Below are 23,894 nucleotides of genomic sequence, written 5' to 3'. Positions count from 1 at the left end.
ATGCCCGTCTCGGGAATCCCCGGTTCGTACGATGACGTTCTGGAAGTCAGTTCCGGCGACCCTAGGCGTCGGACTTGGATCGGCATCGGTGCGCGCCGAAGCCGAACACACACAACTCGGGAGACGGCAGTGGACGAGGTCCGCAACCTGATCATCATCGGCTCCGGGCCGGCCGGTTACACGGCGGCCGTCTACGCCGCCCGCGCCAACCTGAAGCCGCTGATCATCGAGGGCGCGCAGTCGGGCGGCGCGCTGATGACCACGACCGAGGTGGAAAACTTCCCCGGCTTCGCCGACGGCATCCTCGGCCCCGAGCTGATGGACAACATGCGCAAGCAGGCCGAGCGGTTCGGCGCCGAGTTCCTCACCGACGATGTGACCCGGGTCGAGCTGGTGGACACCGGCGACGCCGGCGCCGACGCGGTGAGCACCGTCTGGGTCGGCGAGACCGCCTACCGTGCCCGCGCCGTCATCCTCTCCACCGGTTCGGCCTGGCGCCCGCTGGGCGTCCCGGGCGAGCAGGAGTACCTCGGCCACGGCGTCTCCTCGTGCGCCACCTGTGACGGGTTCTTCTTCCGCAACCAGCACATCGTGGTCGTCGGCGGCGGCGACTCGGCGATGGAGGAGGCCAGCTTCCTCACCCGCTTCGCCGAGTCGGTCACCATCATCCACCGGCGCGACTCGTTCCGGGCCAGCAAGATCATGGCTGACCGGGCGCTGAACAACGAGAAGATCAAGGTTGAGTGGAACAGCACCGTCGAAGAGATCCTGGGCGCCGACGGCAAGGTCAGCGGCGTACGGGTCCGCAACGTGCACACCGGCGAGACCAAGGTGTTGGACGTGACCGGCGTCTTCGTGGCCATCGGCCACGACCCCCGCAGTGAGCTCTTCCGCGACCAGGTCGAGATGGACGACGAGGGGTACGTCAAGGTCCAGGCCCCCAGCACCCGGACGAGCGTGCCCGGTGTCTTCGCCGCCGGCGACGTGGTCGACCACACCTACCGTCAGGCGATCACCGCGGCCGGCACCGGTTGTGCCGCCGCGCTCGACGCCGAGCGGTTCATCGCGACGCTCAGCTGAAACAACGAACACATCCCGGAGGAGGGGCATAGTGGGAAATACCAAGGCGGTCACGGACGCGAGTTTCGTCGCTGACGTGCTGCAGGCCGACAAGCCGGTTCTGGTGGACTTCTGGGCCGAGTGGTGTGGGCCGTGCCGCAAGGTGTCGCCGCTGCTCGAGGAGATCGCGGGCGAGATGGGTGACCAGGTCACCATCGTCAAGCTCAACATCGACGAGAACCCGGAGACCGCCCGGGCCTACCGGGTGATGTCGGTGCCGACGCTCACCGTGTTCAAGAACGGCCAGCCGGTGCAGTCGATCGCTGGCGCCAAGCCGAAGGGCGAGCTGGTCCGGCTCATCGAATCGGCCCTCTGACCAGCAGGAACGTCACCGAACCCCGTACCCGGTCGCCGGGTGCGGGGTTCGCTGTCTTCCGGGCCCACGCCGTCGGGAGTTTTTCCAGGCCGAGCCACCTCGCCGCCCCGGAACGCATAGCCTCAAGCCTGGGCCGCCCGGCCAGCCAGCATCGTGCAGAGGGGGTCGTGCGTGCGTCCGATCCGATCCGGTGACCGGGGACCCGCGGTCACGGAGATCCGTACCATCCTCACCGGCCTCGACCTGCTCACCTCCACCGCCGACCCAGCCGTCGACGAGTTCGATCTCGACACCGAACGTGCGGTCCGCGCGTTCCAGCAGTCCCGCGGGCTCAGCGTGGACGGCCGGGTCGGGTCGGAGACCTGGTGCGCCCTGGACGCCGCCCGCTGGCGGCTCGGCGCCCGCACCCTCTACCACGCGGTCCCCGAGCCGCTCACCGGCGAGGACGTCCGGTCGCTCCAGGAGCGACTGCTGGAGATGGGGTACGACGTGGGCCGGGCGGACGCCATCTACGGCATCCGGACCTCACGGGCGGTCGCCCAGTTCCAGCGCGAGGTCGGGCTCACCCCGGACGGCTCGTGCGGGCCGCACACCATGAACGCCCTGCGCCGGATCGGCCGCAAAGTCGTCGGTGGCCGCCCGCAGTGGCTGCGCGAGTCCGACGCGATCCGGCAGTCCGGGCCGGCGCTGGTCGGCAAGACGGTCGTCATCGACCCCGGCCACGGCGGCACCGACCCGGGCATGGTCGTACCGGACGGGCCGCTGCGCTGGACGGAGGCCGACCTGGTGCACGACCTGGCCAGCCGGCTGGAGGGGCGGCTCGCCGCGTCCGGGGTGCGGGTGCAGCTCACCCGGGGTCCGGCGCCCGACAGCTGCCTGCCGGACACCGACCGCGCGCTGCTGGCCAACTCGCTCGGCGCCGACGTGTTCATCTCACTGCATCTGGACGGGCACGCCAACCCGGACGCCGAGGGCGTGGCGACCTACCACTACGGCACCAACAACGGCGTGACCTCAGCGACCGGCGAGCGGCTGGCCGGTCTGGTGCAACGGGAGATCGTCGCGCGGACCGGGCTACGGGACTGCCGTACCCACGCCAAGACGTGGGACCTGCTGCGGCTGACCCGGATGCCGGCGGTACGGGTCGAGGTCGGCTACCTCACCTCGCCGGCGGACCGCGCCCGCCTGATCGATCCCCGATTCCGGGACCGGGTGGTGGAGGCGATCGTGGCTGCGGTGCAACGGATGTACTTCCCGATCGAGCTGGACGTGCCGACCGGCTCGATCGACGTGAGCGAGCTGCGGGCGGTGGTGACCGCCGGCACCGTGGTCGACTGAGACCGGTCGACCGCGGTGGTGACCGCCGGCACCGTGGTCGACTGAGACCGGTCGACACGGCGCTGCCGGCGGGCTCGGTCAGCCGCCCGTGGAGCGGGTTGCCGGGGCGGGGCGGACCGGACGGAGCAGGGTGTCCGGGCTCATCGAGCCGAGCAGCTTCTCCAGCGCGTACTCGACGTCGGACTTCCAGCTCAGCGCGGTGCGCAGCTCGAGCCGCAGCCGGGGAAACCGCGGATGCGGACGTACGGTTTTGAAGCCGACGGAAAGGAAGAAATCAGCCGGCGCCACGCAGCCGCCGGCCGGGTCGTCCGCATCGCCGAACTTGGCGTCGCCGAACGCTTCGATCGCCTTGATCCCCCGCTTGGTCAGGTCCCGGGCGACGCCCTGCACCAGCATCCGACCCAACCCGCCGCCAGCGAACGCGGCAACCATGTTGGCGGTCATCAACAGCGCCGCGTCGGCGGAGACCGGGGAGGTGGGGAAGGCCATCGAGCGGGGCACGTAGGCGGGCGGGGCGTACATCACGAAGCCCGCCGGCATCCCGTCGACGTACGCGAGCTTGCCGCAGGAGCCCCACTCCAGCAGCGTCTGGGAGACCCACGCCTCCTTCTCCAGGCCCGGATCTCCGGCAGCGCAGGCCCGGTCGGCGGAGACCGGATCCAGCTCCCAGTAGACGCACTGCCGGCACGGGCGAGGAAGGTCTTCCAACGTGTCGAGGGTCAGGCTGACCAGACGTCGCGACATATGGCGCATCCCCACAATAGGCTCGGTGGTAGACCGGCATGGAACGACAGCGCCGCCTTCCTGCCCCCCGACGAGCGATCGTACGCCGCCGATCGACGGTACGGGAGGGGACGCGCAGATGCCCACCGCACCGGGGGACAGCGGGGATGGTCCGGGATGTGGGCGGTCCGTCTCCGCAGGCCGGCAGCCTGGCTTCGGCGGGCTAGGATCGACAATCGGTGTCCCCGCCGCCATGGTCGCCAGCGTCCGGGGTACCCGGGGCGGGAGCCACCCGAGCAGCGATCGAGGTGAGGTCATGACCGGCACGACACTCGACGACTACACCGACCGGTACGCCCGGCGGGTACGCGGGATGACCGCCTCCGAGATCCGAGCACTCTTCGCGGTGGCCAGCCGGCCGGAGGTCGTCTCGCTCGCCGGTGGGGCGCCGTACATCGCCGCCCTGCCCCTCGACGCGGTCGGCGAGATGCTCGGCCGGCTCGGCTCCGAGCACGGCGTGACCACCCTCCAGTACGGCATCGGTCAGGGCACCCTCGAGCTGCGCGAGCGGATCTGCGAGGTGATGTCGCTCTCCGGGATCGACGCCGGATGCGGCGCCTCACCCGAGGACGTGGTGGTCACCGTGGGCGGGCAGCAGGCGCTGGACCTGGTGGCCCGGCTCTTCCTCGACCCGGGTGACGTGGTGCTCGCCGAAGGGCCGACGTACGTCGGCGCGCTCGGGGTTTTCCAGGCCGCGCAGGCGCAGGTGGTACACGTCCCGATGGACGCCGACGGGCTGATCCCGGAGGCGCTGGAGACGGCCATCGCCGACCTGGCCCGGGCGGGCCGGCGGGTGAAGTTCCTCTACACCATCCCCACCTACCAGAACCCGACCGGCGTGACGCTCAGCGAGGAGCGCCGGGAACGCGTCCTCGACATCTGCGAGCGCGCCGGCCTGCTGGTGGTCGAGGACGACCCGTACGGCCAACTGGGGTTCGAAGGCGAGGCGCCGGCGCCGTTGCGCGCCCGCCGCCGGGACGGGGTCTTCTACCTCAGCACCTTCTCCAAGACCTTCGCTCCCGGGCTGCGGGTCGGCTGGATCCTGGCGCCGCACGCGGTCCGCGACAAGCTGGTCATCGCCAGCGAGGCGCAGATCCTCTGCCCCAGCGGCTACGCCCAGGCCGCGGTTGCCACGTACCTGAGCACCATGCCGTGGCGGCAGCAGCTCAAGGTCTACCGCGAGGTGTACCGCGAACGCCGGGACGCCATGCTCGACGCGCTGGCCGACCTGATGCCGGAGGGCACCAGCTGGACCACGCCGGCCGGCGGCCTCTTCGTCTGGGCCACCCTGCCCGACGGTCTCGACTCGAAGGCCATGATGCCGCGCGCCGTCGCCGCCCGGGTCGCCTACGTGCCCGGCACCGGCTTCTACGCCGATGGCACCGGCACCGGCACCATGCGGCTGAACTTCAGCTTCCCGCCGCCCGAGCGGATCCGTGAGGGCGTCCGCCGGCTGGCCGGCGTGATGGAGCAGGAGATCGCGATGCGCCGGGTCTTCGGGTCGCCCGGCGGCGCCGCCGGGCGACGTGGCAGGGCCGGTTCCGACGTGCCAGGACCCGACTTGGCATGATGCCGGCATGGGTACGACCGCTGCCGAGCGCTTCCTCGTGACCGATTCCCCCGTCGCGTCCGACCTGCACGTGCTGGTACTCGCCGGCGGGCTCTCCTACGAGCGGGACGTGTCGCTGCGTTCCGGTCGGCGGGTGCTCGACGCGCTGCGCGCCGTCGGGGTGGAGGCCGAGCTGCGGGACGCCGACGTGGCGCTGCTGCCGGCGCTGGCCGCCGACCCGCCGGACGCGGTGGTGATCGCACTGCACGGCGCCACCGGCGAGGACGGTTCGCTGCGCGGCGTGCTGGACCTGTGCGGCATCCCGTACGTCGGCTGCGACGCCCGAGCCTCCCGGCTCGCCTGGGACAAGCCCTCGGCCAAGGCCGTGCTCCGCGAGGCCGGCATCCCCACTCCGGACTGGGTGGCCCTGCCGCACGACCGCTTCTCCGAGCTGGGTGCGGTGGCCGTCCTGGACCGGATCGCCGACCGGCTGGGCCTGCCCCTGATGGTCAAGCCGGCGCAGGGCGGCTCAGGGTTGGGCGCCGGAGTCGTCCGGGACGCCGCGTCGCTGCCGGCCGCGATGGTCGGGTGCTTCGCGTACGACTCCACGGCCCTGGTGGAGCGCTACGTGCCCGGCATGGACGTGGCGGTCTCCGTGGTCGACCTCGGTGACGGGCCCCAGGCGCTGCCGCCGGTGGAGATCGTGCCCCGTAACGGGGTGTACGACTACGCCGCCCGTTACACCGCCGGGCGGACCACGTGGCACGCCCCGGCCCGGCTGGACCCGGAGGTGGCCGCCACAGTGGCCGACGTGGCCCTCGCCGCGCACACCGCGCTCGGCCTGCGGGACCTCTCCCGGGTCGACGTGATCGTGGACGCTGCCGGTCAGCCGCACGTGCTGGAGGTCAACGTCTCGCCCGGCATGACGGAGACGTCGCTGCTCCCGCTCGCCGTACAGGCAGCCGGCCTGGACTTCGGTCGACTTCTCGGCTCCCTCGTCACCCGGGCCGCCACTCGCCGCACCACCACCTGATCTCGGCGACGCCGCACCCAACTGCCCCGCTGCGACACCGACTGACCTGGTCATGAGGTTGGCGGGCAGCACACCCCCGGCGACCGCCGCCAACCTCCTGGCCAGGCCGACGATCAGCGGGTGGTGCGCACGTCCTTTGGTGCGCTACGGCCGTCAGTGGGACGGGTATTGGCCGCCGGAGTGGCGGGCGGGGTGTCGGCTGCCGCTGCCGCTGCCGTAACGGTGCCGCTGTCGGGGGCGGTCGGGTTTGCGGTGTCGTCCGCCGGGCCGGAGTCAGTCGAGGCCGGTTTGGCGGCGCCCTCCCCGGAGTCGAGCACCGAATCCTCGGCCGGCATGGCAGCCGGGGCGGTGGCCGCAGGTACCGGGACGCTGCTGGCGGTTGGCGCGGCTGCGGGACCGGTCTCAGCGTCCGTGCCGCCGTCTGCAGGATCAGTGTGCGGGATGGATTCGGGCACCGGCTCGGGGATCTCCTCTGCCGCCTCGATGACCGAAACGGCCTCCGCCTCGGCTGCGGCGGCGTCCGCAGCGGCCGACTGCGCCAGCAGGCTTGACGGCGCCTGCCACTGGATGCGGGGCGGCTCAGCGAGCGGCCGCCCACCGAACTCAGCGAGCCAGGCGGCGACGAGCGCCAGATTTTCCCGCCACTGCGCCTCGGAGATCGGCGGCAGGATCGAGTCCCACAGAGACAGGAACGTGCCCCGCAGCTGAAGTCGGCCGTACGGCCGGGCGAGGAACCACATGTGCAGGTGGGCTGAGCCATCGCCCCACCTGTTGACGTGCACCCGCGCCACGCCGTCCAGGGAACGGATGGCCCGCTCCAGACGTACGGTCATCACGCCCAGCTCGGCGGCGAGCAGGTTCGGCAGGTCACCCAGATCGAGGTGGGTCCGGGATTCCAGGATGAGCACCATGGGCAGGCCGGTGGGACGGTCCATGGCACGTACGCGCCACCGCTCTCCCACCCAGATGTAGGCGTCGTCGGGCGCGTTGCAGGCGGTGCATTCCCGGAGGCCCTCGCCCTTGCGTGGCGGTTCGACCGGGACCGGATCGTCGAGCTGCTTCACGCGGAGGTCACCCTCGAAGGGGAACGAGGGCCACTGGGTGAAGTCCGGGACTGAGGGAGGGGTGTCGTGCACGACGCTGACCCTAACCGAGTCTGGCACCGCTGTCCCCACCTGTTTGATCGGTCTGGGCCACCCGGATCAGTGTTCATCGTCGATCGACGTACGGGGCACGGCCGCCACGATCCGGCGATATCCACAGGCTGCCGAGATCCTCAACACAGGCCGTCATCCACAGGCTGGCACCCGCTTTCACGCGGTGTTTCACGTGAAACGGGGTGTGCCTGTGGACAACCGGTGTGGATAACTTTTCGGCCCGTCAGTCGTTGCCCGAAAACCGCTCGGAGGTGCTGGCGAGTGACTTCGCCGACGTCGGCGTCGGGTCGCATGCCCGAGAGTCGATGGCGAGTTGGAACCGCGCGGCAGCAGACCTGGCCGACGACGTTGGCGGGGTGCCGGAGAAGGATTGGCCTACGGCGACCTGGGATGTGCCGGGGCCGCTGGCGCCCGGCTGTGGGGACGCGCTCAGCGCCGGGGCGGCTCTGGCCCAGGTCGTGATGAGCTTGCTCCGGTGTCCGCTCGCCAACAGGGAACGGGTTCGCCGGTGACGCTCGCGCTTGTTCGGGTCTGCACCGCCCTGCTCCCGTTCCCCGGTCGGCACATGCCACAATTTCGGGGATGTTGTGGCATCGCGAGAGGTGGAGGCCACAACATCCCCGAAGTTGCGCGGATCTTGGCCTGGCGCGGCGGACGTGGGGCGAACGAGCGGGCGCGAAAGGACAACGGGGGTGCCGTTGCCGGGCGAGTCTTGCGACCTCGAACGGTCGCGGTCCTCGGTCGCGGTCCTCGGGCCGTCGCGGGCATCGGACCTGTCACGGGCCTCGGGCTGTCGCGGGCCTCGGGCGTCGCGGGCCTCGGACCTGTCACGGGCCTCGGACCGTCACAGGCCTCGGGCCGTCACGAGCCTCGGACCTGTCACGGGCCTCTGGTCGTCTCGCACCTCGACTTGCCTGATCGATGGGCGCTGCCCTTCCCGAACGCCACGGCCTCGGACGGACACGCGGGCTTGGGCTCAGGCGGCGCCCATGCGGACGACGCGGAGGTACCGGGCGGGGCGGAAGGTTCGAAGAGGCGCGAGCGGGCGGGCGGCGCGAACCGGCAAGCCATCGGCGCGACCCAACGGAGAATGGGCGGGCGCTGAGCGCTCGGCGTGACGCGTGGAGATCGGGCAGCAGCCTGCTGCGAGGTCCGTATCGACGCGCGCTGGCGGGACGTGTCGGTGTGACCCACAGGCGCAGCGGAGCTCAGCCGGCGGGGTACCGACGCGCCGAGTCAGAGGCGCGGAACTGGTCGCAGAGATGGAGTCCTAGAGACCGAGCGGCGCGTGGGCGAGTCGCGGAGACAAGCGACGCATGGGCGGCAAGGCGGCCGACGGGCCCGCCGGTTCCAGCACGGCCCACTGAATGGCCGCACGTGGGCACGAGGCGCGCAGGGCCGGCGCGCGAAGGGCCGGCGCGCGAAGCACGCGGGTGAGGCAAGCGGGTGAGGCAAGCTGGCCCGGCGCTGGGGCACGTCGGGGCCGACCGCGAAGGAGGTGACAGAACCGCGGCGACTACAGCAGATGACAGGTCGACAGCCACAGCGACGATCAGGCTCGCTGGGCGGTTCGGCCCACCAAGACCACCAGGCTCGGCGTCCAAGGCGGCAGCGGCCCACTGAGCGGCGCGCAAGGCACCTTCCGCCGCCTTCCACGACGACCCCAGACGCAGTCGACGGTTTCACGTGAAACGGAGGCTCGGGACGCCCCGATGCCGACCACGGAGACGGCGGGCCGCCGACGGCCGCGACGGCGTAGCGGCGGAGGTTGGCAGCACGTCGAAGTCGCCCGACGAGACCGCACCCGTTTCACGTGAAACCAACGGGCCCGGATGCAGAACGGCCGCGCATCCCGAGGGAAAGCGCGGCCGCAGAAGGAGGGGCGATCAGTCCCCGGCCTCTTCCTGTTCCACTCCGATGATCCCGACGATCCGCTCCAGGTCGTCCACCGTCGCGAACTCGATCGTGATCTTGCCCTTGCTCCGGCCGATGTCCACCTTCACCCGGGTGTCGAACCGGTCCGACAGCCGATCGGCGAGGTCGGTCAGGGCGGGCGCGTGCGGCTTCTGGCGCCGCTTCGCGGCCTGGCCCTTCGCCGGTCCGTCGTTCAGCGCCAGGGCCACGATTTCCTCGGTCGCCCGGACCGAAAGGCCCTCGGCCACGATCCGCAGCGCCAACTGCTCCTGTGCCTCCGCCTCGTCGAGGCTCAGCAGGGCGCGGGCGTGGCCCGCGGACAGGATCCCGGCGGCCACCCGGCGCTGCACCTGCGCCGGCAGGTTCAGCAGCCGAATGGTGTTGGAGATCTGCGGTCGGCTCCGACCGATCCGGCGGGCCAACTCCTCGTGGGTGGCGCCGAACTCCTCCAGCAGCTGCTGGTACGCGGCGGCCTCTTCCAACGGGTTCAGGTTGGCCCGGTGGATGTTCTCCAGCAGGGCGTCGCGGAGCATGGCGTCATCCCGGGTGTCCCGGACGATCGCCGGGATGTTCTCCCGCCCCACGGCCTGAGCGGCTCGCCACCGCCGCTCGCCCATCACCAGCTCGTACTTCTCGTCGTCGAGCTGCCGGACGACGATGGGCTGGAGGAAGCCGACCTCCTGGATCGAGATCTTCAGCTCCTCCAGCGCGTCCTCGTCGAAGACCTGGCGGGGCTGCTTCGGGTTCGGCACGATCGCGTCGACCGGGATCTCGGCGAACCGGGCTCCCGGCACCGGGCTGAGCGTCGACTCCGGCTGCGCCACGGTGCCGGTGGGCGTCGCCACCGGTACGTCAGCGACCGTTACATCGTCCACATGCCCGTTCTCTGGATCGGCCGTCACGGTGCCGGCAGCACCCGGCGGCGGCCCGGTCGGGATGAGCGCCCCAAGGCCTCGACCCAGACCGCCCCGAGGACGGTTCTTCATGCCACGCCTCCCAGCGATTCGTCCGCACTACGCATTCCGGCCCACCGGCTCCTTGACGCCCCGCTCGGCGATCTCCTGGGCGGCCTCGAAGTAACTCGTGGCGCCCCGCGAACCGGGATCGTAGGTCATCACCGACTGGCCGTAGCTGGGTGCCTCGGACACCCGGACGTTACGGGGGATGACCGCCTGGAGAACCTTGTCGCCGAAGTGGTTCCGGACGTCCTGCTCGACCGCGTCCGCGAGGCGGGTACGGCGGTCGTACATGGTCAGCAGGATGGTGGAGACATCGAGCTTGGGGTTGAGGTGTTGCCGCACCAGGTTGATGTTGTTGATCAGCTGGTTGAGCCCCTCCAGCGCGTAGTACTCGCACTGGATCGGGATCAGCACCTCCTGCGCGGCGACCAGGGCGTTGACCGTGAGCAGGCCGAGTGAGGGCGGGCAGTCGATGAAGACGTAGTCGAACTGCCCCGGGTAGGCGGCGATGGCCCGGTCGAGGCGCGACTCCCGCGCCACCACCGACACCAGTTCGATCTCCGCGCCGGCCAGGTCGATCGTCGCGGGTACGCACCAGAGGTTGGGGATGCCCTCGACCGCCTGCGCCACCTCGGACAGCGGCATGCTGTTGATCAGGCAGTCGTAGACGTCCGGGATGCCGGTGTGGTGCGGGACGTTGAGCCCAGTCGACGCGTTCCCCTGTGGGTCGAGGTCCACCACGAGCACCCGGTTGCCGTGCAGGGCGAGCGCCACCGCAAGGTTGACGGTGGTCGTGGTCTTGCCCACGCCGCCCTTCTGGTTAGCGACGCACATGACCCGGGTCCGGTCCGGCCGAGGCATGGTCACCTCGCCACTGGGATTCAGGATCTGCACGGCGCGCATCGCCTCCATAGCCAACGGTGGGTCATCCTCTTCGCGCGTCGGGGTTTCACGTGAAACGTACGTGGGGTCGGCCGCCACTGCGGCCAGCGAGTCGGCCGACGCGATCGGCACGTCGTCGACCACTGGCGTGGCGTCCCGGGCTCCCGCCGCAGTGGGTTGTTGCGGAACGGCCGGTTCGAAGCGGACCGCCGCGGCCGTGTTCCGCCGACCCGAGGTCGACCGCACCTCTGCGGCGTTGGCCGGACGGGCCGACCCGTCCGGTGCCCGACGAACAGCGGTCGGATCCGGGGTTTCCGGTCCGGCCGCCTGCCCAGCGGGGTCGTCGCGCAACACCAGCGGATCGCCGTCCGCCGGCCGAGGCGACGACCCGGGCGCGCCGGGCGACCAGCTCGGGTAGTCGGTTTCACGTGAAACAGGGTCGCTGGTTGACCCGGTCACGCGTGGATCGTCGTACCTGCCGTCGTCATGCACCTGTCATCCCTGCCCGCTTCGGATGGTCGGTCCGCGCCCCGGTCAACTTGGCCGCACCCGCGCTCGCACTCCGGAGCGTACGACCCCTCGGGAGCGGTCGGAGACCTTCGACGCCGCCGCCCGCTCCACACTATCGACGCGCGGTCAGCCTACGGCGGACGGGCGCGGCCGGTCCACGTCGGGTTCTCATCCCCTCGTCCATCCGTACCGGTACAACGAGGAAACCCACCGGCCGGACGCCCGATGGCGCGAAGCGTCAGCGGCGGCGGGGGCGTCCGGCCCGGGATCGCTTGTTGGTGGCCGGACGGGGACCGATCATCCGTTCACGGACGATCTCCACCACGGTGGTGGGTGGGTCGATCACCCCGACGCCGCAGAGATGCAGGGCCGGTTCCCCACCGCCGAGCCGTGCCACGACGTCGGCGTGCTCCTCGATCTCCGTTGCGGCGGATGACCCCTTGAGCGCCAGCAGCCGTCCGCCGCGCACCGCCAGTGGCAGGCTCCACGCCGCCAGCCGGTCCAGTGGCGCGACGGCGCGGGAGGTCACCACGTCCCCGCTGATCGGCTCCCGGCCGCTCGATCCGGTGGCCGCCTCGTCGGCCCGACCCCGGAACACCCGCACCGTCCGGGTCAGGCCGAGTCGCTCGACAACCTCGATCAGGAACGACGTCCGCCGGGCGAGCGGCTCGATCAGGGTGACCGTCAGGTCGGGGCGCGCGATGGCCAGGACCAGACCGGGTAGACCCGCACCGGAGCCGACGTCGAGCACGGTCGCATCGGTCGGGATCCGCTCGGCGACCGCGGCGCAGTTGAGCAGATGCCGGTCCCAGATCCGGGGCGCCTCCCGGGGGCCGATCAGCCCCCGGAGCACCCCGTCGGTGGCCAGCAGCTCGGCGTACGCGGCGGCCACGTCGAGTCGATCGCCGAAGAGGGTCACGGCGGCCGAAGCCAGGTCGGGCGGCAGCGCCGCGTCGGCCGGCGACGGGGTGCCGCCGCCCGAGCCGTCCCGCGCCGGGTCGGTGTCGGTGTCCGGGGTTTCGGGCCGGACAGCGGACGACCCGGGCGGCGTGCCGCCCGGGCCGGTCACGGCGTCAGCCGTGTTGTCGTCGTGGGTCACCCGGTCAGTCCGCCGGCCGTACGACGATGCGCCGGCTCGGCTCGACGCCCTCGGACTCGCTCTCCACGCCGGACATGGCGTTGACCACGTCGTGCACGCACTTGCGCTCGAAAGCGGACATCGGCTCCAGCCGGACCGGCTCGCCGTACTCCTTGACCTTCTCGACAGCGTTCTTGGCGACCGCGGCGAGCTCCTTGCGGCGACTCGCCCGGTAGCCGCCGACGTCGAGCAGCAGGCGGCTCGGCGTCCCGGTCTGCCGGAAGACAGCAAGCCGGGTCAGCTCCTGGAGCGCCTCCAGGGTGGCCCCGCGCTGACCAACCAGGTTCTGCAGCCCGGAGCCGACCACCTCGACCACGGGGCGGCCGCCGGCGACCAGCTCGTCGATGTCGCCGTCGTAGTCGAGGATGTCGAGCAGCCCCTCCACGTAGTCGGCCGCGATCTCGCTCTGCCGGAACAGGTCGCCCTCGCCTGCCGCCTTCTTCGTACCGCCGCCGGCGGGGGCCTCGGTGTCGTCGTCGGCCTCCGGCTCGTCGGTCTCGGCGTCGTCGTCCACCGCGAGCGGCGCGGTCTCCTCCTCGTCCAGGGACTGCTCGGCGTGGGGGATGCTGGTCTCGGTCACGGTCTCATCTCCGTACTCGCTCGGCCGGACCGTCGGGTCCGCTGGTTTCCCGGGGCCGGCGGGAGGTCGCCGGTGCCCACGGGCACGTCTGTACGGGCAGTGTCGCCCGTGGCCGCGTCACGCGCGGTCGGTTCCGTCCGGCGCCGGCCATACGGCGGCTGCGCGGTGCGGAACGGGCCGCCGCCGGTTGCCCGACGACGGCCCGGACGAGTCAGCCCTGCCGCTTGGCGGGGCGGCTCTTCTTCGGGTTCACCGGCTTGGCGCCCGGCTTCGGCGCGGCCACCTTGGGCGCGGTCGCCTTGACCGGCGCCTGCGGGGCCGACTTGCCGCGCCCGAACAGGCCACCGGACTTGGCGGGCTGCACGGGGTTGCGGACGCCAGCGGGGCTGGTGGTCTTCTTGGCGGTCACCGGCGGCGGGAACTTGCGCAGTACCCACTGCTGCTGACCAAGAGTGAAGAGGTTGTTGGTGACCCAGTAGATGATCACGCCGATGGGGAAGATCGCGCCGGAGATCAGCAGCGACAGGGGGATGCCGTAGAGCATCAGCCGCTGGATCATCCGCTGCTGCGGGTCTTCGGCCCAGCCGGTCTTGAGGATCATCTGACGGCTGGTCAGGTAGGTGGTGCCGATCATGATCAGGACCAGGATGCCGGCAATGACCTTGACGGTGGTGCCGTTGGCGCCGAGACGGGCCAGCTCGTCGGCGGTGGAGCCGAACTTGCCGGCGATCGGGGCGGTGAAGAGCTTCGCCTGCGAGGCGCTCTCGAACTGGTTGACGGTCCAGCCGTAGAGGTCCTTGCTCTGCTTGGCCGGGTCGAGCCGACGCAGCACGTGGAAGAGGCCGAGGAAGACCGGGATCTGAAGGAACATCGGAAGGCAGCCCATCAACGGGTTGGCCTTCTCCTTCTTGTAGAGCTCCATCATTTCTTTCTGGAGCGTCTCTCGATCACCCTTGTGCTTCTCCTGCAGCTCCTTGACCTTGGGCTGCAACGCCTGCATCGCCCGCTGCGACTTGATCTGCTTGACGAAGACGGGGAACAGGATCACCCGGACGGTGACCACCAGGAAGACGATGGACAGGATCCAGGCGAAGTTGGTGCCGATCACTGCGCCGACCGGTACCCCAATGGCGTCCCAGGCAGAGTGCCAGGTCAGCAGGATCCACGAAATCGCGTAGTAGATCCAGTCGAGACTCAATTCGGGGCTCCAGTCACATCAGCACGGCGGCGGCCGCCCGGCTCCGGTACCGGGTCATGTCCACCAGGGTGAAAGGGGTGGCAGCGCAGCAGACGCCGCACCGCCAGCATGGCTCCCCGGAGCGCGCCGTGCCGGGCTACCGCCTCCTGGGCGTACGCACTGCACGACGGGTAGAACCGACAGCGGGCCGGCAGTGCCGGACTTATCCACCGACGGTACGCGATGATGGGCGCAATCAGCACCCTGGCACCGGTTGACGTCGGGCGCGGGGCGGTCGGATCGGCGCTCATCGGGACCGCCGCTCTCGGGGCGACCGGGCAACCGCGATGGCGGCGTCCAGGTCGGCGGTGAGTCGGGGGTACGACGCCTCGGCCGCGGCGGGTAGCGCTCGGACGACCAGGGTGCTGCCGGCGGGCAGGGCGGCCAGCCGCTCCCGCACCAGCGCTCGCAGTCGGCGCCGGACCCGGTTGCGGACCACCGCGTTGCCAACGGCCTTGGACACGACGAAGCCGGCGCGGGCCGGCACGGAGGGCTGCTCCGTACCGATATGCCGCGCCGGCTCCGGCGAGGTCGGTGTGGTCAGGTCAGCGGGCGACGGCACGGTCAGGTGGACCACGACGGCGCCTCGTCCGGCGCGTCGGCCACCACGGACCGCTGCGGCGAAGTCAGTACTGCGCCGCAGTCGCTGTGCGGCGGCCAGCACGACTGCCCACGTCCCCTGGACCGGCCCGATCGGCTCAGGCCGACAGGGTGGTGCGACCCTTGGCGCGGCGGCTCGAAAGGATGGCACGGCCGGCACGGGTGCGCATGCGCAGCCGGAAGCCGTGGGTCTTCGCGCGCCGGCGGTTGTTCGGCTGGTAGGTGCGCTTGCTCACGTCAGGCTCTCCGTTTTCGTACGCGCCCCGCGCGACGGAATCGCCGGGGTCGTGGGGTGGTCCAGGCCACCTCGACGGTGGCCCCCGATCGGTGCTGCCCGGCGGAGCGGGACCTCGGCGATGCGGGAATGCGACCGCGGACAGCAAGCACTCATCACCCTAGCAGAGGGCGAAATTGCGGCCGCTCCAGCCTACGCAGGGGTGCAATGACCGTCAAACACCCCGCACCGGTGGTCATTGGGACGCGCCCGGGACCGAAGGGGCGGTTTTCGCTGATGCCGAGAAGGACCCGGCCGCGTCGCCGGTTGATGGCGCAGGGACAACGCTGTTACCGTGCCCGATTGCGGTGAGCGTCGGATGCTCCGGTCGTCGCGCGCAGGCAAGACCGGACAAGCTAGTGAATCGTTCGGCACGGTGAACCCGCTTCAGCGCCCATTCAGGCAGGGGCAGGTCCCACCCGCGTCCGGCGGGCGGCCACTATCGGTCGGTACACAGGTTGTGGATAACCTGTGGACGACCACTGGTCAACCGTCCGGGTGGGTGATGTTCCACCCGCGCACGCGGCGGGCCCGGGACGGCCGGCTGGCAGACAGCGGCGGCCGGGAGCAGAGGCGAGGGGGTGGCACGACGGTGGCCGGTACGACCGACCTTGCCGCGGTGTGGTTAGCGGCGACCGACGAGCTCGCCGACGAGATCATCTCCGCGCAGCAGCGTGCCTACCTCCGACTGACCCGGCTGCGGGCGATCGTCGAGGACACCGCGTTGCTCTCCGTCCCGGACGCGTTCACCCGGGACGTGATCGAGTCACGGCTGCGCCCGGCGATCACCGAGGCGCTCACCCGCCGGCTCGGCCGGCCGATCCAGGTGGCGGTCACCGTGCGGGTGCCCGAGGACGCCGCGGGCCGCCCGGCCGGGACCGTCTATCGCAGCGCCCCTGAGCCGGGGCCGGTCGACATCGAGGGTCCGCCTGCCGGGCCGTTCGACGACGATCCTGCCGGACGGCCGCATCCCGAGGGGCTCATCCCCGAGCAGCAGCGCCCGGCGCGTACGTCCGAGCCGGGTCCGCCATCGGCGCCGGCCGGTCCGCCCCCCGCGTCGAGCCTCGACGGGCACCGGTCGGGGCTGATCCCGGCCAGCCGGGACGGGCAGGAGGCGCTGTTCAGCGCCGCGTTCGTGGAGCCGCAGCGGTCGCCCAGGTCGGGCCCGGACCGGCGCGGCTACGACGAGCAGGCCGCCCGCCTGGACTCGCCCGGCCCGGACACGCGGCCCTACGAGCCCCGCTACCGGGAAGACGCGGCGTCGCTGCGAGACCAGCACGTGATCCGTTCGCTGCCCCGGGACAGCGGAACGGACAGTGGCCCGGGCCGCAGTGGGGTGGATCACCGAGCGGGTGGCCGCGACGATCGCCGGCTGCCCGGCACCGACACCGGCGGCAACCGGCTCAATCCGAAGTACATGTTCGAGACGTTCGTCATCGGTTCGTCCAACCGGTTCGCCCACGCGGCGAGCGTGGCGGTGGCCGAGTCGCCGGCGAAGGCGTACAACCCGCTGTTCATCTACGGCAGCTCCGGGCTGGGTAAGACGCACTTGCTGCACGCCATCGGGCACTACGCCACGACGCTCGGCAACGCGCGGTCGGTGCGGTACGTCTCGACCGAGGAGTTCACCAACGACTTCATCAACTCGCTCCGGGACGACAAGACCAGCGCGTTCCAGCGGCGCTACCGCGACGTCGACATCCTGCTGATCGACGACATCCAGTTCCTGGAGAACCGCGAGCGCACGCAGGAGGAGTTCTTCCACACCTTCAACACCCTGCACAACGCCAACAAGCAGATCGTGATCACCTCGGACCGGTCGCCCAAGCAGTTGGCGACGCTGGAGGACCGGCTGCGGACGAGGTTCGAGTGGGGTCTGCTCGCCGACATCCAGCCTCCGGATCTGGAGACCCGGATCGCGATCCTGCAGAAGAAGGCGGCGCAGGAGCGGCTCTACGCCCCACCGGACGTGCTGGAGTTCATCGCCTCCCGGGTGTCGAACTCGATCCGGGAACTGGAGGGCGCGCTGATCCGGGTGACCGCGTTCGCCAGCCTGACCCGGTCGACCGTCGAGCTGTCCCTGGCCGAGGAGGTGCTGCGGGACTTCATCCCGGACGGCGCCGGCCCGGAGATCACAGCGGACCAGATCATGGTCTCCACGGCCGACTACTTCGGGGTGAGCCTGGAGGACCTGCGCGGTCAGTCCCGCTCCCGGGTACTGGTCAACGCCCGCCAGGTGGCCATGTACCTGTGTCGCGAGCTGACCGAGCTGTCGCTGCCCCGGATCGGGCAGGCGTTCGGGGGCCGGGACCACACCACGGTGATGCACGCCGACCGCAAGATCCGCCAGCAGATGGCCGAACGGCGCTCGCTCTACAACCAGATCGCCGAGCTGACCAACCGGATCAAACAGAACACCTGAGGGGTACGCCAGCCGACACGACGGCGCGCGCCCCGGGACACGCCCGGCCGGATCTCCGGCCGGGCGTTCTTTTTTGTCTCCGGCGGTGCTCTGGCTTGACCCTCGACATGGTCTAGACCACAGGATCGACGCCGTGTCCGCCTTGATACTCACTCGTTGTCCACAGCTCGTTGTCCACCGTCGGTGGATAACTACGGTCCGTCCTCCGCCGGTTACCCACAGGCTGTGGAGAAACCCTGTGTACGACGTTGTGGATGGCTGGGGACAACGCCGACGTTATCCACCGGCAGCCGTCGCCCTGTGCACGACCTGTTGAAGGTTCTGGGGATGACGGCAATGGTGATCTTCTTGGTGGTCCACAGGCATGGGGAGAAAGTCGGTGGATTACCGGTGGACAACCGGTGGACAACGGTGGACAACCAGGCGCCGCAGCCGGCCTGTGGACGCAGAGGGCGGTTGTACCCCCGGTTCTCCACAGCTAAATCACCGGTGGATAACCCACCTGAGCTGCGCAGACCCGAGTTCTCCACAGTTTGCACAGGTGCGATGAAGACGATGAGTTATCTCTTCTAAGAGAACAAAAACCAATCATCACCGTTGGGCTTTCTGTGGATCGGGCCGAGCGCTGCCGGATCAGCCGGTCAGCACCGACACCAACCACGGGGTCGGGCGCACAGCCGATGCCCCCGCGCCCTAAGGTGCGATGGGTACCCGCACGGTTGGGCGGGACGGTAAGCAGCGGTCGGCATGAGAGAGTTGTCGCTGACGTCGACGCGGAGGCATTGATGAAGTTCCGAGTAGAGCGCGACGCGCTCGCTGAGGCCGTGGCCTGGACCGCGAAGAGCCTGCCCAACCGGCCATCCGTACCGGTGCTCGCAGGGGTGATGCTCCGCGTCACCGACGGCAACCTGCGGGTCTCCGGGTTCGACTACGAGGTCTCCAGCCAGGTCACCGTCGAGGTGCAGGGTGACGCCGACGGCGCCGCGCTCGTCTCCGGCCGCCTGCTCGCCGAGATCACCAAGGCGCTGCCGGCCAAGCCGGTGGACATCGCCGCGGTCGGCGCCCACCTCGAGCTGGTCTGCGGCAGCGCCCGGTTCACCCTGCCCACCATGCCGGTGGAGGACTATCCCGCGCTGCCCGAGATGCCGCAGAGCGCCGGCACGGTCGACGCCGCGGCGTTCGCCACCGCGGTCGCCCAGGTGGCCATCGCCGCCGGCCGCGACGAGACGCTGCCGATGATGACCGGCGTCCGCGTCGAGCTCGCCGGCAGCACCCTGTCGATGCTCGCCACCGACCGCTATCGACTGGCACTGCGTGAGATCCAGTGGCGGCCGGACGACCCCGAGGTGAGCATCAACGCCCTGGTGCCGGCCCGCACCCTGAACGACACCGCCAAGGCGCTCGGCCCGCTGGGCGGCGAGGTCACCCTCGCCCTCGCCCAGGGCGCCGCGGGCGAGGGCATGGTCGGCCTCGCTGGCGGCACCCGGCGCACCACCAGCCGGCTGCTCGACGGTGCCAACTACCCGCCGGTGCGCTCGCTCTTCCCAGCCACCCACAACGCCGACGCCCGGGTGTCGGTCAGCACCCTCATCGAGGTGGTCAAGCGGGTCGCGCTGGTCGCCGAGCGGACCACCCCGGTGCTGCTCAGCTTCAGCGCCGACGGCCTGGTGGTGGAGGCCGGCGGTTCCGAGGAGGCGCGGGCCAGCGAGGCGATGGAGGCCACCTTCACCGGTGACGCGCTGACCATCGGGTTCAACCCGCAGTACCTCATCGACGGCCTGGCGAACCTGGGCTCGCAGACGGCCGTGCTGTCGTTCGTCGACGCCTTCAAGCCCGCGGTGATTTCGCCCGCCGGTGAGGATGGCGAGGTCATCCCCGGGTACCGGTACCTCATCATGCCGATCCGCGTGTCCCGCTGATCGCGCCCAGCGATACCCAGATCCACGGAGGTAGGAACACATGCAGCTCGGCCTGGTAGGACTCGGCCGGATGGGCGGCAACATGCGCGAGCGGTTGCGGGCGGCCGGCCACGAGGTGGTCGGCTTCGACCACAACGCGCAGCTGAGCGACGCGCCGACCCTCGCGGACCTGGCGGAGAAGCTCGAGTCGCCGCGTGCGGTGTGGGTCATGGTTCCCGCCGGCGTCACCGACGCCACCATCGATGAGCTCGCCGGGGTGCTCGGCGAGGGCGACATCATCATCGACGGCGGCAACTCGCGGTTCAGCGACGACGCCCCGCGGGCCGAGCGGCTCGCCGAGCGCGGCATCGGCTACCTGGACGTGGGCGTCTCCGGCGGCGTCTGGGGCCGGCAGAACGGCTACGCGCTGATGGTCGGCGGGGCCGAGGAGCACGTCGAGCGGCTGATGCCGATCTTCAACTCCCTCAAGCCGGAGGGCGAGTTTGGCTTCGTGCACGCCGGGCCGGTCGGTGCCGGGCACTACTCCAAGATGGTGCACAACGGCATCGAGTACGGCCTGATGCACGCCTATGCCGAGGGCTACGAGCTGATGGCCGCCTCCGAGCTGGTGACCAACGTGCCGGGCGTGTTCAAGTCCTGGCGGGAGGGCACCGTGGTGCGCTCCTGGCTGCTCGACCTGCTGGACCGGGCGCTCGACGAGGACCCGGAGCTGGCCGAGCTGAGCGGCTACACCGAGGACACCGGCGAGGGCCGGTGGACGGTCGACGAGGCGGTCCGGCTGGCTGTGCCGCTGAACGTCATCACCGCCTCGCTGTTCGCCCGCTTCGCCTCGCGGCAGGACGACTCGCCCGCCATGAAGGCCGTCGCCGCGCTGCGCCAGCAGTTCGGCGGCCACGCCGTCCACAAGCGCTGAGCGGTATCCACACCCTGTGTACGTCCACCGGCTGGAACTGGTCGACTTCCGCTCGTACGAGCGGGTCGCCGTCGACCTCCAGCCGGGGGCGAACGTCCTGATCGGCGCCAACGGCGTCGGCAAGACCAACCTCGTCGAGGCGCTGGGATACGTGGCGACCCTGGACTCGCACCGGGTCGCCACGGACGCGCCACTGGTCCGGATGGGTGCCAGCTCGGCGGTGATCCGCTGCGCGGTGGTGCACGACGGCCGGGAGCTCCTGGTCGAGCTGGAGATCGTGCCCGGCAAGGCCAACCGGGCCCGGCTGGGCCGCTCGCCGGCTCGGCGGGCCCGCGACGTGCTCGGCGCCCTGCGACTGGTGCTCTTCGCTCCGGAGGACCTGGAGCTGGTCCGGGGCGACCCGGCTGAGCGTCGCCGCTACCTGGACGACCTGCTGGTCAACCGGCAGCCCCGGTACGCCGGCGTGCGGGCCGACTACGAGCGGGTGGTCAAGCAGCGCAACGCCCTGCTGCGTACCGCGTACCTGGCTCGTAAGACCGGCGGGTCCCGGGGTGGTGACCTCGGCACCCTCGCGGTCTGGGACACCCACCTGGCCCAGCACGGCGCGGAGCTGTTGGCCGGTCGGCTGGAACTGGTCGCCGCGCTGACCCCGCACGTTGCCAAGGCGTACGACGCGGTGGCCGCCGGTCGGGGCGCGGCCGCCATCGCCTACCGGCCCTCGATCGAGCTGGCCGAGCCGACCACCGATCGGGCCGCGCTGGCCGAGGCGTTGACCGCGGCCCTCGCCGGGTCCCGCTCGGCCGAGATCGAACGGGGCACCACCCTGGTCGGCCCGCACCGCGACGAGTTGGCGCTGACCCTCGGCCCGCTGCCCGCCAAGGGGTACGCCAGCCACGGCGAGTCCTGGTCGTTCGCGCTCGCGCTGCGACTGGCCGGGTACGACCTGCTGCGCGCCGACGGTATCGAGCCGGTGCTGGTGCTCGACGACGTCTTCGCCGAGCTGGACACCGGCCGCCGGGAGCGGCTGGCGGAGCTGGTCGGCGGGGCGAGCCAGCTGCTGGTCACCTGCGCCGTGGACGATGATGTGCCGGCCGCCCTGCGCGGCACCCGCTACCAGGTCAGCGAGGGGACGGTACGCCGTGTCGGATGAGCCGGGCACCAACCGAGGCGACGCCGGCCGGGGTGACCGGCGGGCCAGCCCGGGCGACGCGGCTGCCGCGCGTACCCCTGGATCGAAGGCGGCCGGGGGCGGCACGGACGGTGGGCAGGCGGACGCCGCCAGCGGGCCGGAGCTGGCCCGGGCGGTGCTCGACGCGGCGCTGTCCCGACGGCAGGCGGCGGCCCGCGCGCGGCGTACCCCTGGCGGTGGCGGGAGCGGCGACGGCGACTCGGGGCGGCGGCTGCGCGGCTACTCCGGCCCGGGCCCCGACCCGCGCGACCCGCAGCCTCTCAGCGCGGTGTTGAACCGGCTCGTGAAGGCGCGTGGCTGGCAGCAGCCGGCGGCCGAGGCCACGGTGTTCGGCGCCTGGGAGCGGGTGGTCGGTGCGGAGGTCGCCCAGCACAGCCGGCCGGTCAAGCTGGAGAACGGCGAGCTGACCGTGGAGGCCCGCTCGACCGCCTGGGCGACCCAGCTGCGGCTGCTGGCCGGCTCGCTGCTCAAGCAGATCGCTCGCGAGGTCGGCCACAACGTGGTGCGCAAGCTGCACATTCACGGCCCGGCCGCGCCGTCCTGGCAGAAGGGGCCGCGCCGGGTTCGTGGCCGAGGGCCGCGGGACACCTACGGTTGAGCGGGCGTCTCAGCTGCGCCGGCCGGCCTCCCGGGCGGCGCGCTTCCGTTCGCGCTGTTCCCGGGTGTAGCGCTTGCGCTCTTCCAGGTCGCGTTTCCACAGCTCGCGGGCCTCGGCCGAGCCGCCCTGCACCGCGCCCTCGACCTCGGGCGGGCCGGCCAGGTGCCGGAACGCCCAGCGCATGAAGCGGCCGCCCTCGCCGGGGGACCTGGTGGCCGCGCCGTCCTCGCTCATCTGCCGCCCTCTCCTGCGCCTTCATTCACCCGTCACCGCGGACGGACGGTTGGTATACCAATGGTTGGCGTACCAACTATCTGTACGATAGCGATCATGCATGGGGAGGGCAACCGATGAGCGAACGACCGGACGGCGTCGACCCGCTGGCGCTGGAACAGCAGGTCTGCTTCGCCCTCTCGGTGGCGGCGCGCAGCGTCGTGGCCGTCTACCGGCCGCTGCTGGAGCCGATGGGGCTGACCCATCCGCAGTACCTGGTCATGCTGGCGCTCTGGCAGCACGCGCCGCCGTCCGGCCGCGACCTCAGTCGCCTGTTGCAGCTCGACCCGGGCACGCTGTCACCCCTGCTCAAGCGGCTCGAAGCAGCCGGCTACCTGCGCCGTGAACGCGACGCCGCCGACGAGCGCAGTCTCGCCGTCACCCTCACCGACAGCGGCACGGCGCTGCGCAGCCGGGCGGAGCTGATCCCGGCCGCGATCGTGCAGCGGCTCGGGCTGCCCGTGGAGGACCTGCAACACCTGCACGCCGTGCTCACCCAGGTGATCGCCGCGGCCAACCGGCCCGGCGGTGGTGACCCGCCCACCCCGGACCCCGGGGTGAGCGGTCAGGCGTCGGCGTAGACCGCGAAGCCGCGCTCGGCGCAGCGCCGGTAGAACGCGGCGAGCACGCCCAACTCGGCGCAGGTGAAGTTCCACTGCGGCGGGTCGCCGCTCTCGTCGCGGAGCGCGTCGAGTCGGCTCTCCAGCCAGCGCAGCTGCTGCTCGGCCAGCCGTCCGTCGCCGAGCAGCGAGCGCAGCACCGTGCTCACCGACTCGAAGGTGACCGCCTCGCCGTGCGGGCGGTGGCCGGCCACGAACCGTTCGATGCCGCCGGCGATCCAGGCGCAGCCGTCCGGGTCGATCACCGGGTCCTCATCCTCGGCCGCGGCGTCTGTGGCGTACAACACACCTTCCAGGCCGAGCAGCAGATCCACCAACTCGGTGTACGCGGTCGCCCGGACGGTGCCGGTCTTCGCGATCAACTCGGCCAGAGCCGCTGTCGGCGCGGAGATTCGCGGCAGGTCGACGATCTCGCCGAAGTCGACGAACTCGGCCGGCGCGACCGGATCGTAGAAGCGGCCGGTCCGCGGCCAGTGCACCGCGACGTTGTCCAGCCCCATCTGTCACCTCTTAAAGAGCACGTGTCGGGTCGATTGGGTCGATCGTCCCGGTTCCAGCCCGTAAAGATCAA

General features: G+C 71.2%; 23 protein-coding genes. 11 read left to right on the top strand and 12 right to left on the bottom strand.

The annotated features are described in order from the left end of the window. Nucleotides 1-129 precede the first annotated feature (129 nt). The 3 genes from trxB to ABZV00_RS02470 all read left to right on the top strand — a co-directional run bounded on the left by trxB (nt 130) and on the right by ABZV00_RS02470 (nt 2,773). Nucleotides 130-1,080, top strand: coding sequence for a thioredoxin-disulfide reductase (gene trxB, locus ABZV00_RS02480; protein ID WP_355601156.1), 951 nt, complete (start codon nt 130-132; stop codon nt 1,078-1,080). A gap of 31 nt (nt 1,081-1,111) precedes the next feature. After that, nucleotides 1,112-1,435: a thioredoxin gene (gene trxA, locus ABZV00_RS02475; protein WP_007453873.1), complete on the top strand. Its 324-nt coding sequence runs from the start codon at nt 1,112-1,114 to the stop codon at nt 1,433-1,435. A gap of 171 nt (nt 1,436-1,606) precedes the next feature. Continuing rightward, complete coding sequence (locus ABZV00_RS02470; RefSeq protein ID WP_355601153.1) at nt 1,607-2,773, top strand: N-acetylmuramoyl-L-alanine amidase; 1,167 nt, start codon at nt 1,607-1,609, stop codon at nt 2,771-2,773. 78 nt (nt 2,774-2,851) lie between these two features. Here the strand turns inward: ABZV00_RS02470 and ABZV00_RS02465 are convergent, their stop codons facing one another. Then, nucleotides 2,852-3,517 carry a GNAT family N-acetyltransferase gene (locus ABZV00_RS02465; RefSeq protein ID WP_355601151.1) on the bottom strand — a complete coding sequence of 222 codons (666 nt, stop codon included), beginning with the start codon at nt 3,515-3,517 and terminating at the stop codon, nt 2,852-2,854. 295 nt (nt 3,518-3,812) lie between these two features. Between ABZV00_RS02465 and ABZV00_RS02460 the strand changes: the two genes are divergently transcribed. Then, a complete protein-coding gene (locus ABZV00_RS02460; RefSeq protein ID WP_355601149.1) occupies nt 3,813-5,126 on the top strand; it encodes a PLP-dependent aminotransferase family protein in 1,314 nt (437 codons plus the stop codon). Nucleotides 5,127-5,133: 7 nt separating this feature from the next. Further along, nucleotides 5,134-6,138: a D-alanine--D-alanine ligase gene (locus ABZV00_RS02455; RefSeq protein ID WP_355601147.1), complete on the top strand. Its 1,005-nt coding sequence runs from the start codon at nt 5,134-5,136 to the stop codon at nt 6,136-6,138. Between the two features lie 113 nt (nt 6,139-6,251). Here the strand turns inward: ABZV00_RS02455 and ABZV00_RS02450 are convergent, their stop codons facing one another. From ABZV00_RS02450 to rpmH, 9 genes are all read right to left on the bottom strand, one after another. Further along, nucleotides 6,252-7,274, bottom strand: coding sequence for a hypothetical protein (locus ABZV00_RS02450; protein ID WP_355601145.1), 1,023 nt, complete (start codon nt 7,272-7,274; stop codon nt 6,252-6,254). A gap of 1,907 nt (nt 7,275-9,181) precedes the next feature. Further along, nucleotides 9,182-10,195 carry a ParB/RepB/Spo0J family partition protein gene (locus tag ABZV00_RS02445; RefSeq protein WP_355601143.1) on the bottom strand — a complete coding sequence of 338 codons (1,014 nt, stop codon included), beginning with the start codon at nt 10,193-10,195 and terminating at the stop codon, nt 9,182-9,184. A 27-nt stretch (nt 10,196-10,222) separates the two neighbouring features. Next, on the bottom strand, nt 10,223-11,542 hold the full coding sequence (locus ABZV00_RS02440; RefSeq protein ID WP_355601141.1) for an AAA family ATPase: 1,320 nt from the start codon (nt 11,540-11,542) through the stop codon (nt 10,223-10,225). A 256-nt stretch (nt 11,543-11,798) separates the two neighbouring features. Next, nucleotides 11,799-12,506: a 16S rRNA (guanine(527)-N(7))-methyltransferase RsmG gene (gene rsmG, locus ABZV00_RS02435; protein WP_355601353.1), complete on the bottom strand. Its 708-nt coding sequence runs from the start codon at nt 12,504-12,506 to the stop codon at nt 11,799-11,801. Between the two features lie 157 nt (nt 12,507-12,663). Further along, nucleotides 12,664-13,278, bottom strand: coding sequence for a R3H domain-containing nucleic acid-binding protein (locus ABZV00_RS02430; RefSeq protein WP_355601139.1), 615 nt, complete (start codon nt 13,276-13,278; stop codon nt 12,664-12,666). Nucleotides 13,279-13,489: 211 nt separating this feature from the next. After that, on the bottom strand, nt 13,490-14,476 hold the full coding sequence (gene yidC / locus ABZV00_RS02425; RefSeq protein WP_328422011.1) for a membrane protein insertase YidC: 987 nt from the start codon (nt 14,474-14,476) through the stop codon (nt 13,490-13,492). After that, nucleotides 14,473-14,766: a membrane protein insertion efficiency factor YidD gene (gene yidD, locus ABZV00_RS02420; RefSeq protein ID WP_328422013.1), complete on the bottom strand. Its 294-nt coding sequence runs from the start codon at nt 14,764-14,766 to the stop codon at nt 14,473-14,475. The genes yidC and yidD overlap by 4 nt, the downstream gene beginning before the upstream one ends. Then, a complete protein-coding gene (gene rnpA, locus ABZV00_RS02415) occupies nt 14,763-15,179 on the bottom strand; it encodes a ribonuclease P protein component (protein WP_328422015.1) in 417 nt (138 codons plus the stop codon). The genes yidD and rnpA overlap by 4 nt, the downstream gene beginning before the upstream one ends. 34 nt (nt 15,180-15,213) lie before the next feature. Next, nucleotides 15,214-15,351 carry a 50S ribosomal protein L34 gene (gene rpmH, locus ABZV00_RS02410; RefSeq protein WP_007453904.1) on the bottom strand — a complete coding sequence of 46 codons (138 nt, stop codon included), beginning with the start codon at nt 15,349-15,351 and terminating at the stop codon, nt 15,214-15,216. A gap of 630 nt (nt 15,352-15,981) precedes the next feature. Here rpmH and dnaA point away from each other — a divergent pair. The 5 genes from dnaA to ABZV00_RS02385 all read left to right on the top strand — a co-directional run bounded on the left by dnaA (nt 15,982) and on the right by ABZV00_RS02385 (nt 22,430). Beyond that, the gene (dnaA, locus tag ABZV00_RS02405) at nt 15,982-17,811 is read left to right on the top strand and encodes a chromosomal replication initiator protein DnaA (RefSeq protein WP_355601136.1); all 1,830 of its coding nucleotides are present in this window, start codon (nt 15,982-15,984) and stop codon (nt 17,809-17,811) included. 785 nt (nt 17,812-18,596) lie between these two features. Further along, nucleotides 18,597-19,730 (top strand): DNA polymerase III subunit beta, encoded by a 1,134-nt coding sequence (gene dnaN / locus ABZV00_RS02400; RefSeq protein WP_328422019.1) that lies wholly within the window; start codon nt 18,597-18,599, stop codon nt 19,728-19,730. A 40-nt stretch (nt 19,731-19,770) separates the two neighbouring features. Next, complete coding sequence (gene gnd / locus ABZV00_RS02395) at nt 19,771-20,643, top strand: phosphogluconate dehydrogenase (NAD(+)-dependent, decarboxylating) (protein ID WP_355601134.1); 873 nt, start codon at nt 19,771-19,773, stop codon at nt 20,641-20,643. Between the two features lie 16 nt (nt 20,644-20,659). After that, complete coding sequence (gene recF, locus ABZV00_RS02390) at nt 20,660-21,793, top strand: DNA replication/repair protein RecF (protein ID WP_355601132.1); 1,134 nt, start codon at nt 20,660-20,662, stop codon at nt 21,791-21,793. Next, nucleotides 21,783-22,430, top strand: a complete 648-nt coding sequence (locus ABZV00_RS02385; RefSeq protein ID WP_328422025.1) for a DciA family protein — start codon at nt 21,783-21,785, stop codon at nt 22,428-22,430. The genes recF and ABZV00_RS02385 overlap by 11 nt, the downstream gene beginning before the upstream one ends. A 9-nt stretch (nt 22,431-22,439) precedes the next feature. On the opposite strand, the gene ABZV00_RS02380 is transcribed toward ABZV00_RS02385, so the two are convergent. After that, nucleotides 22,440-22,664, bottom strand: coding sequence for a hypothetical protein (locus ABZV00_RS02380; RefSeq protein WP_328422027.1), 225 nt, complete (start codon nt 22,662-22,664; stop codon nt 22,440-22,442). A 116-nt stretch (nt 22,665-22,780) separates the two neighbouring features. Here ABZV00_RS02380 and ABZV00_RS02375 point away from each other — a divergent pair, with 116 nt between their 5' ends. Beyond that, complete coding sequence (locus tag ABZV00_RS02375) at nt 22,781-23,284, top strand: MarR family transcriptional regulator (RefSeq protein ID WP_355601129.1); 504 nt, start codon at nt 22,781-22,783, stop codon at nt 23,282-23,284. Here ABZV00_RS02375 and ABZV00_RS02370 read toward each other — a convergent pair. Further along, nucleotides 23,269-23,823 carry a hypothetical protein gene (locus ABZV00_RS02370; protein ID WP_328422031.1) on the bottom strand — a complete coding sequence of 185 codons (555 nt, stop codon included), beginning with the start codon at nt 23,821-23,823 and terminating at the stop codon, nt 23,269-23,271. The genes ABZV00_RS02375 and ABZV00_RS02370 overlap by 16 nt on opposite strands. Between the last annotated feature and the right edge of the window lie 71 nt (nt 23,824-23,894).

Source organism: Micromonospora sp. NPDC005173 (genome assembly GCF_040608515.1).
GTDB lineage: Bacteria > Actinomycetota > Actinomycetes > Mycobacteriales > Micromonosporaceae > Micromonospora.
This window is presented reverse-complemented; position numbering and strand designations above follow the sequence as displayed.

Excerpts from the sequence above, each read along its gene's own strand:
- ABZV00_RS02465 (WP_355601151.1), bottom strand. The coding sequence starts at position 3,517 with ATGTCGCGACGTCTGGTCAGCCTGACCCTCGACACGTTGGAAGACCTT.
- ABZV00_RS02460 (WP_355601149.1), top strand. The coding sequence starts at position 3,813 with ATGACCGGCACGACACTCGACGACTACACCGACCGGTACGCCCGGCGG.
- ABZV00_RS02455 (WP_355601147.1), top strand. The coding sequence starts at position 5,134 with ATGGGTACGACCGCTGCCGAGCGCTTCCTCGTGACCGATTCCCCCGTC.
- ABZV00_RS02445 (WP_355601143.1), bottom strand. The coding sequence starts at position 10,195 with ATGAAGAACCGTCCTCGGGGCGGTCTGGGTCGAGGCCTTGGGGCGCTC.
- yidD (WP_328422013.1), bottom strand. The coding sequence starts at position 14,766 with ATGAGCGCCGATCCGACCGCCCCGCGCCCGACGTCAACCGGTGCCAGG.
- dnaN (WP_328422019.1), top strand. The coding sequence starts at position 18,597 with ATGAAGTTCCGAGTAGAGCGCGACGCGCTCGCTGAGGCCGTGGCCTGG.
- gnd (WP_355601134.1), top strand. The coding sequence starts at position 19,771 with ATGCAGCTCGGCCTGGTAGGACTCGGCCGGATGGGCGGCAACATGCGC.
- ABZV00_RS02380 (WP_328422027.1), bottom strand. The coding sequence starts at position 22,664 with ATGAGCGAGGACGGCGCGGCCACCAGGTCCCCCGGCGAGGGCGGCCGC.
- ABZV00_RS02375 (WP_355601129.1), top strand. The coding sequence starts at position 22,781 with ATGAGCGAACGACCGGACGGCGTCGACCCGCTGGCGCTGGAACAGCAG.
- ABZV00_RS02370 (WP_328422031.1), bottom strand. The coding sequence starts at position 23,823 with ATGGGGCTGGACAACGTCGCGGTGCACTGGCCGCGGACCGGCCGCTTC.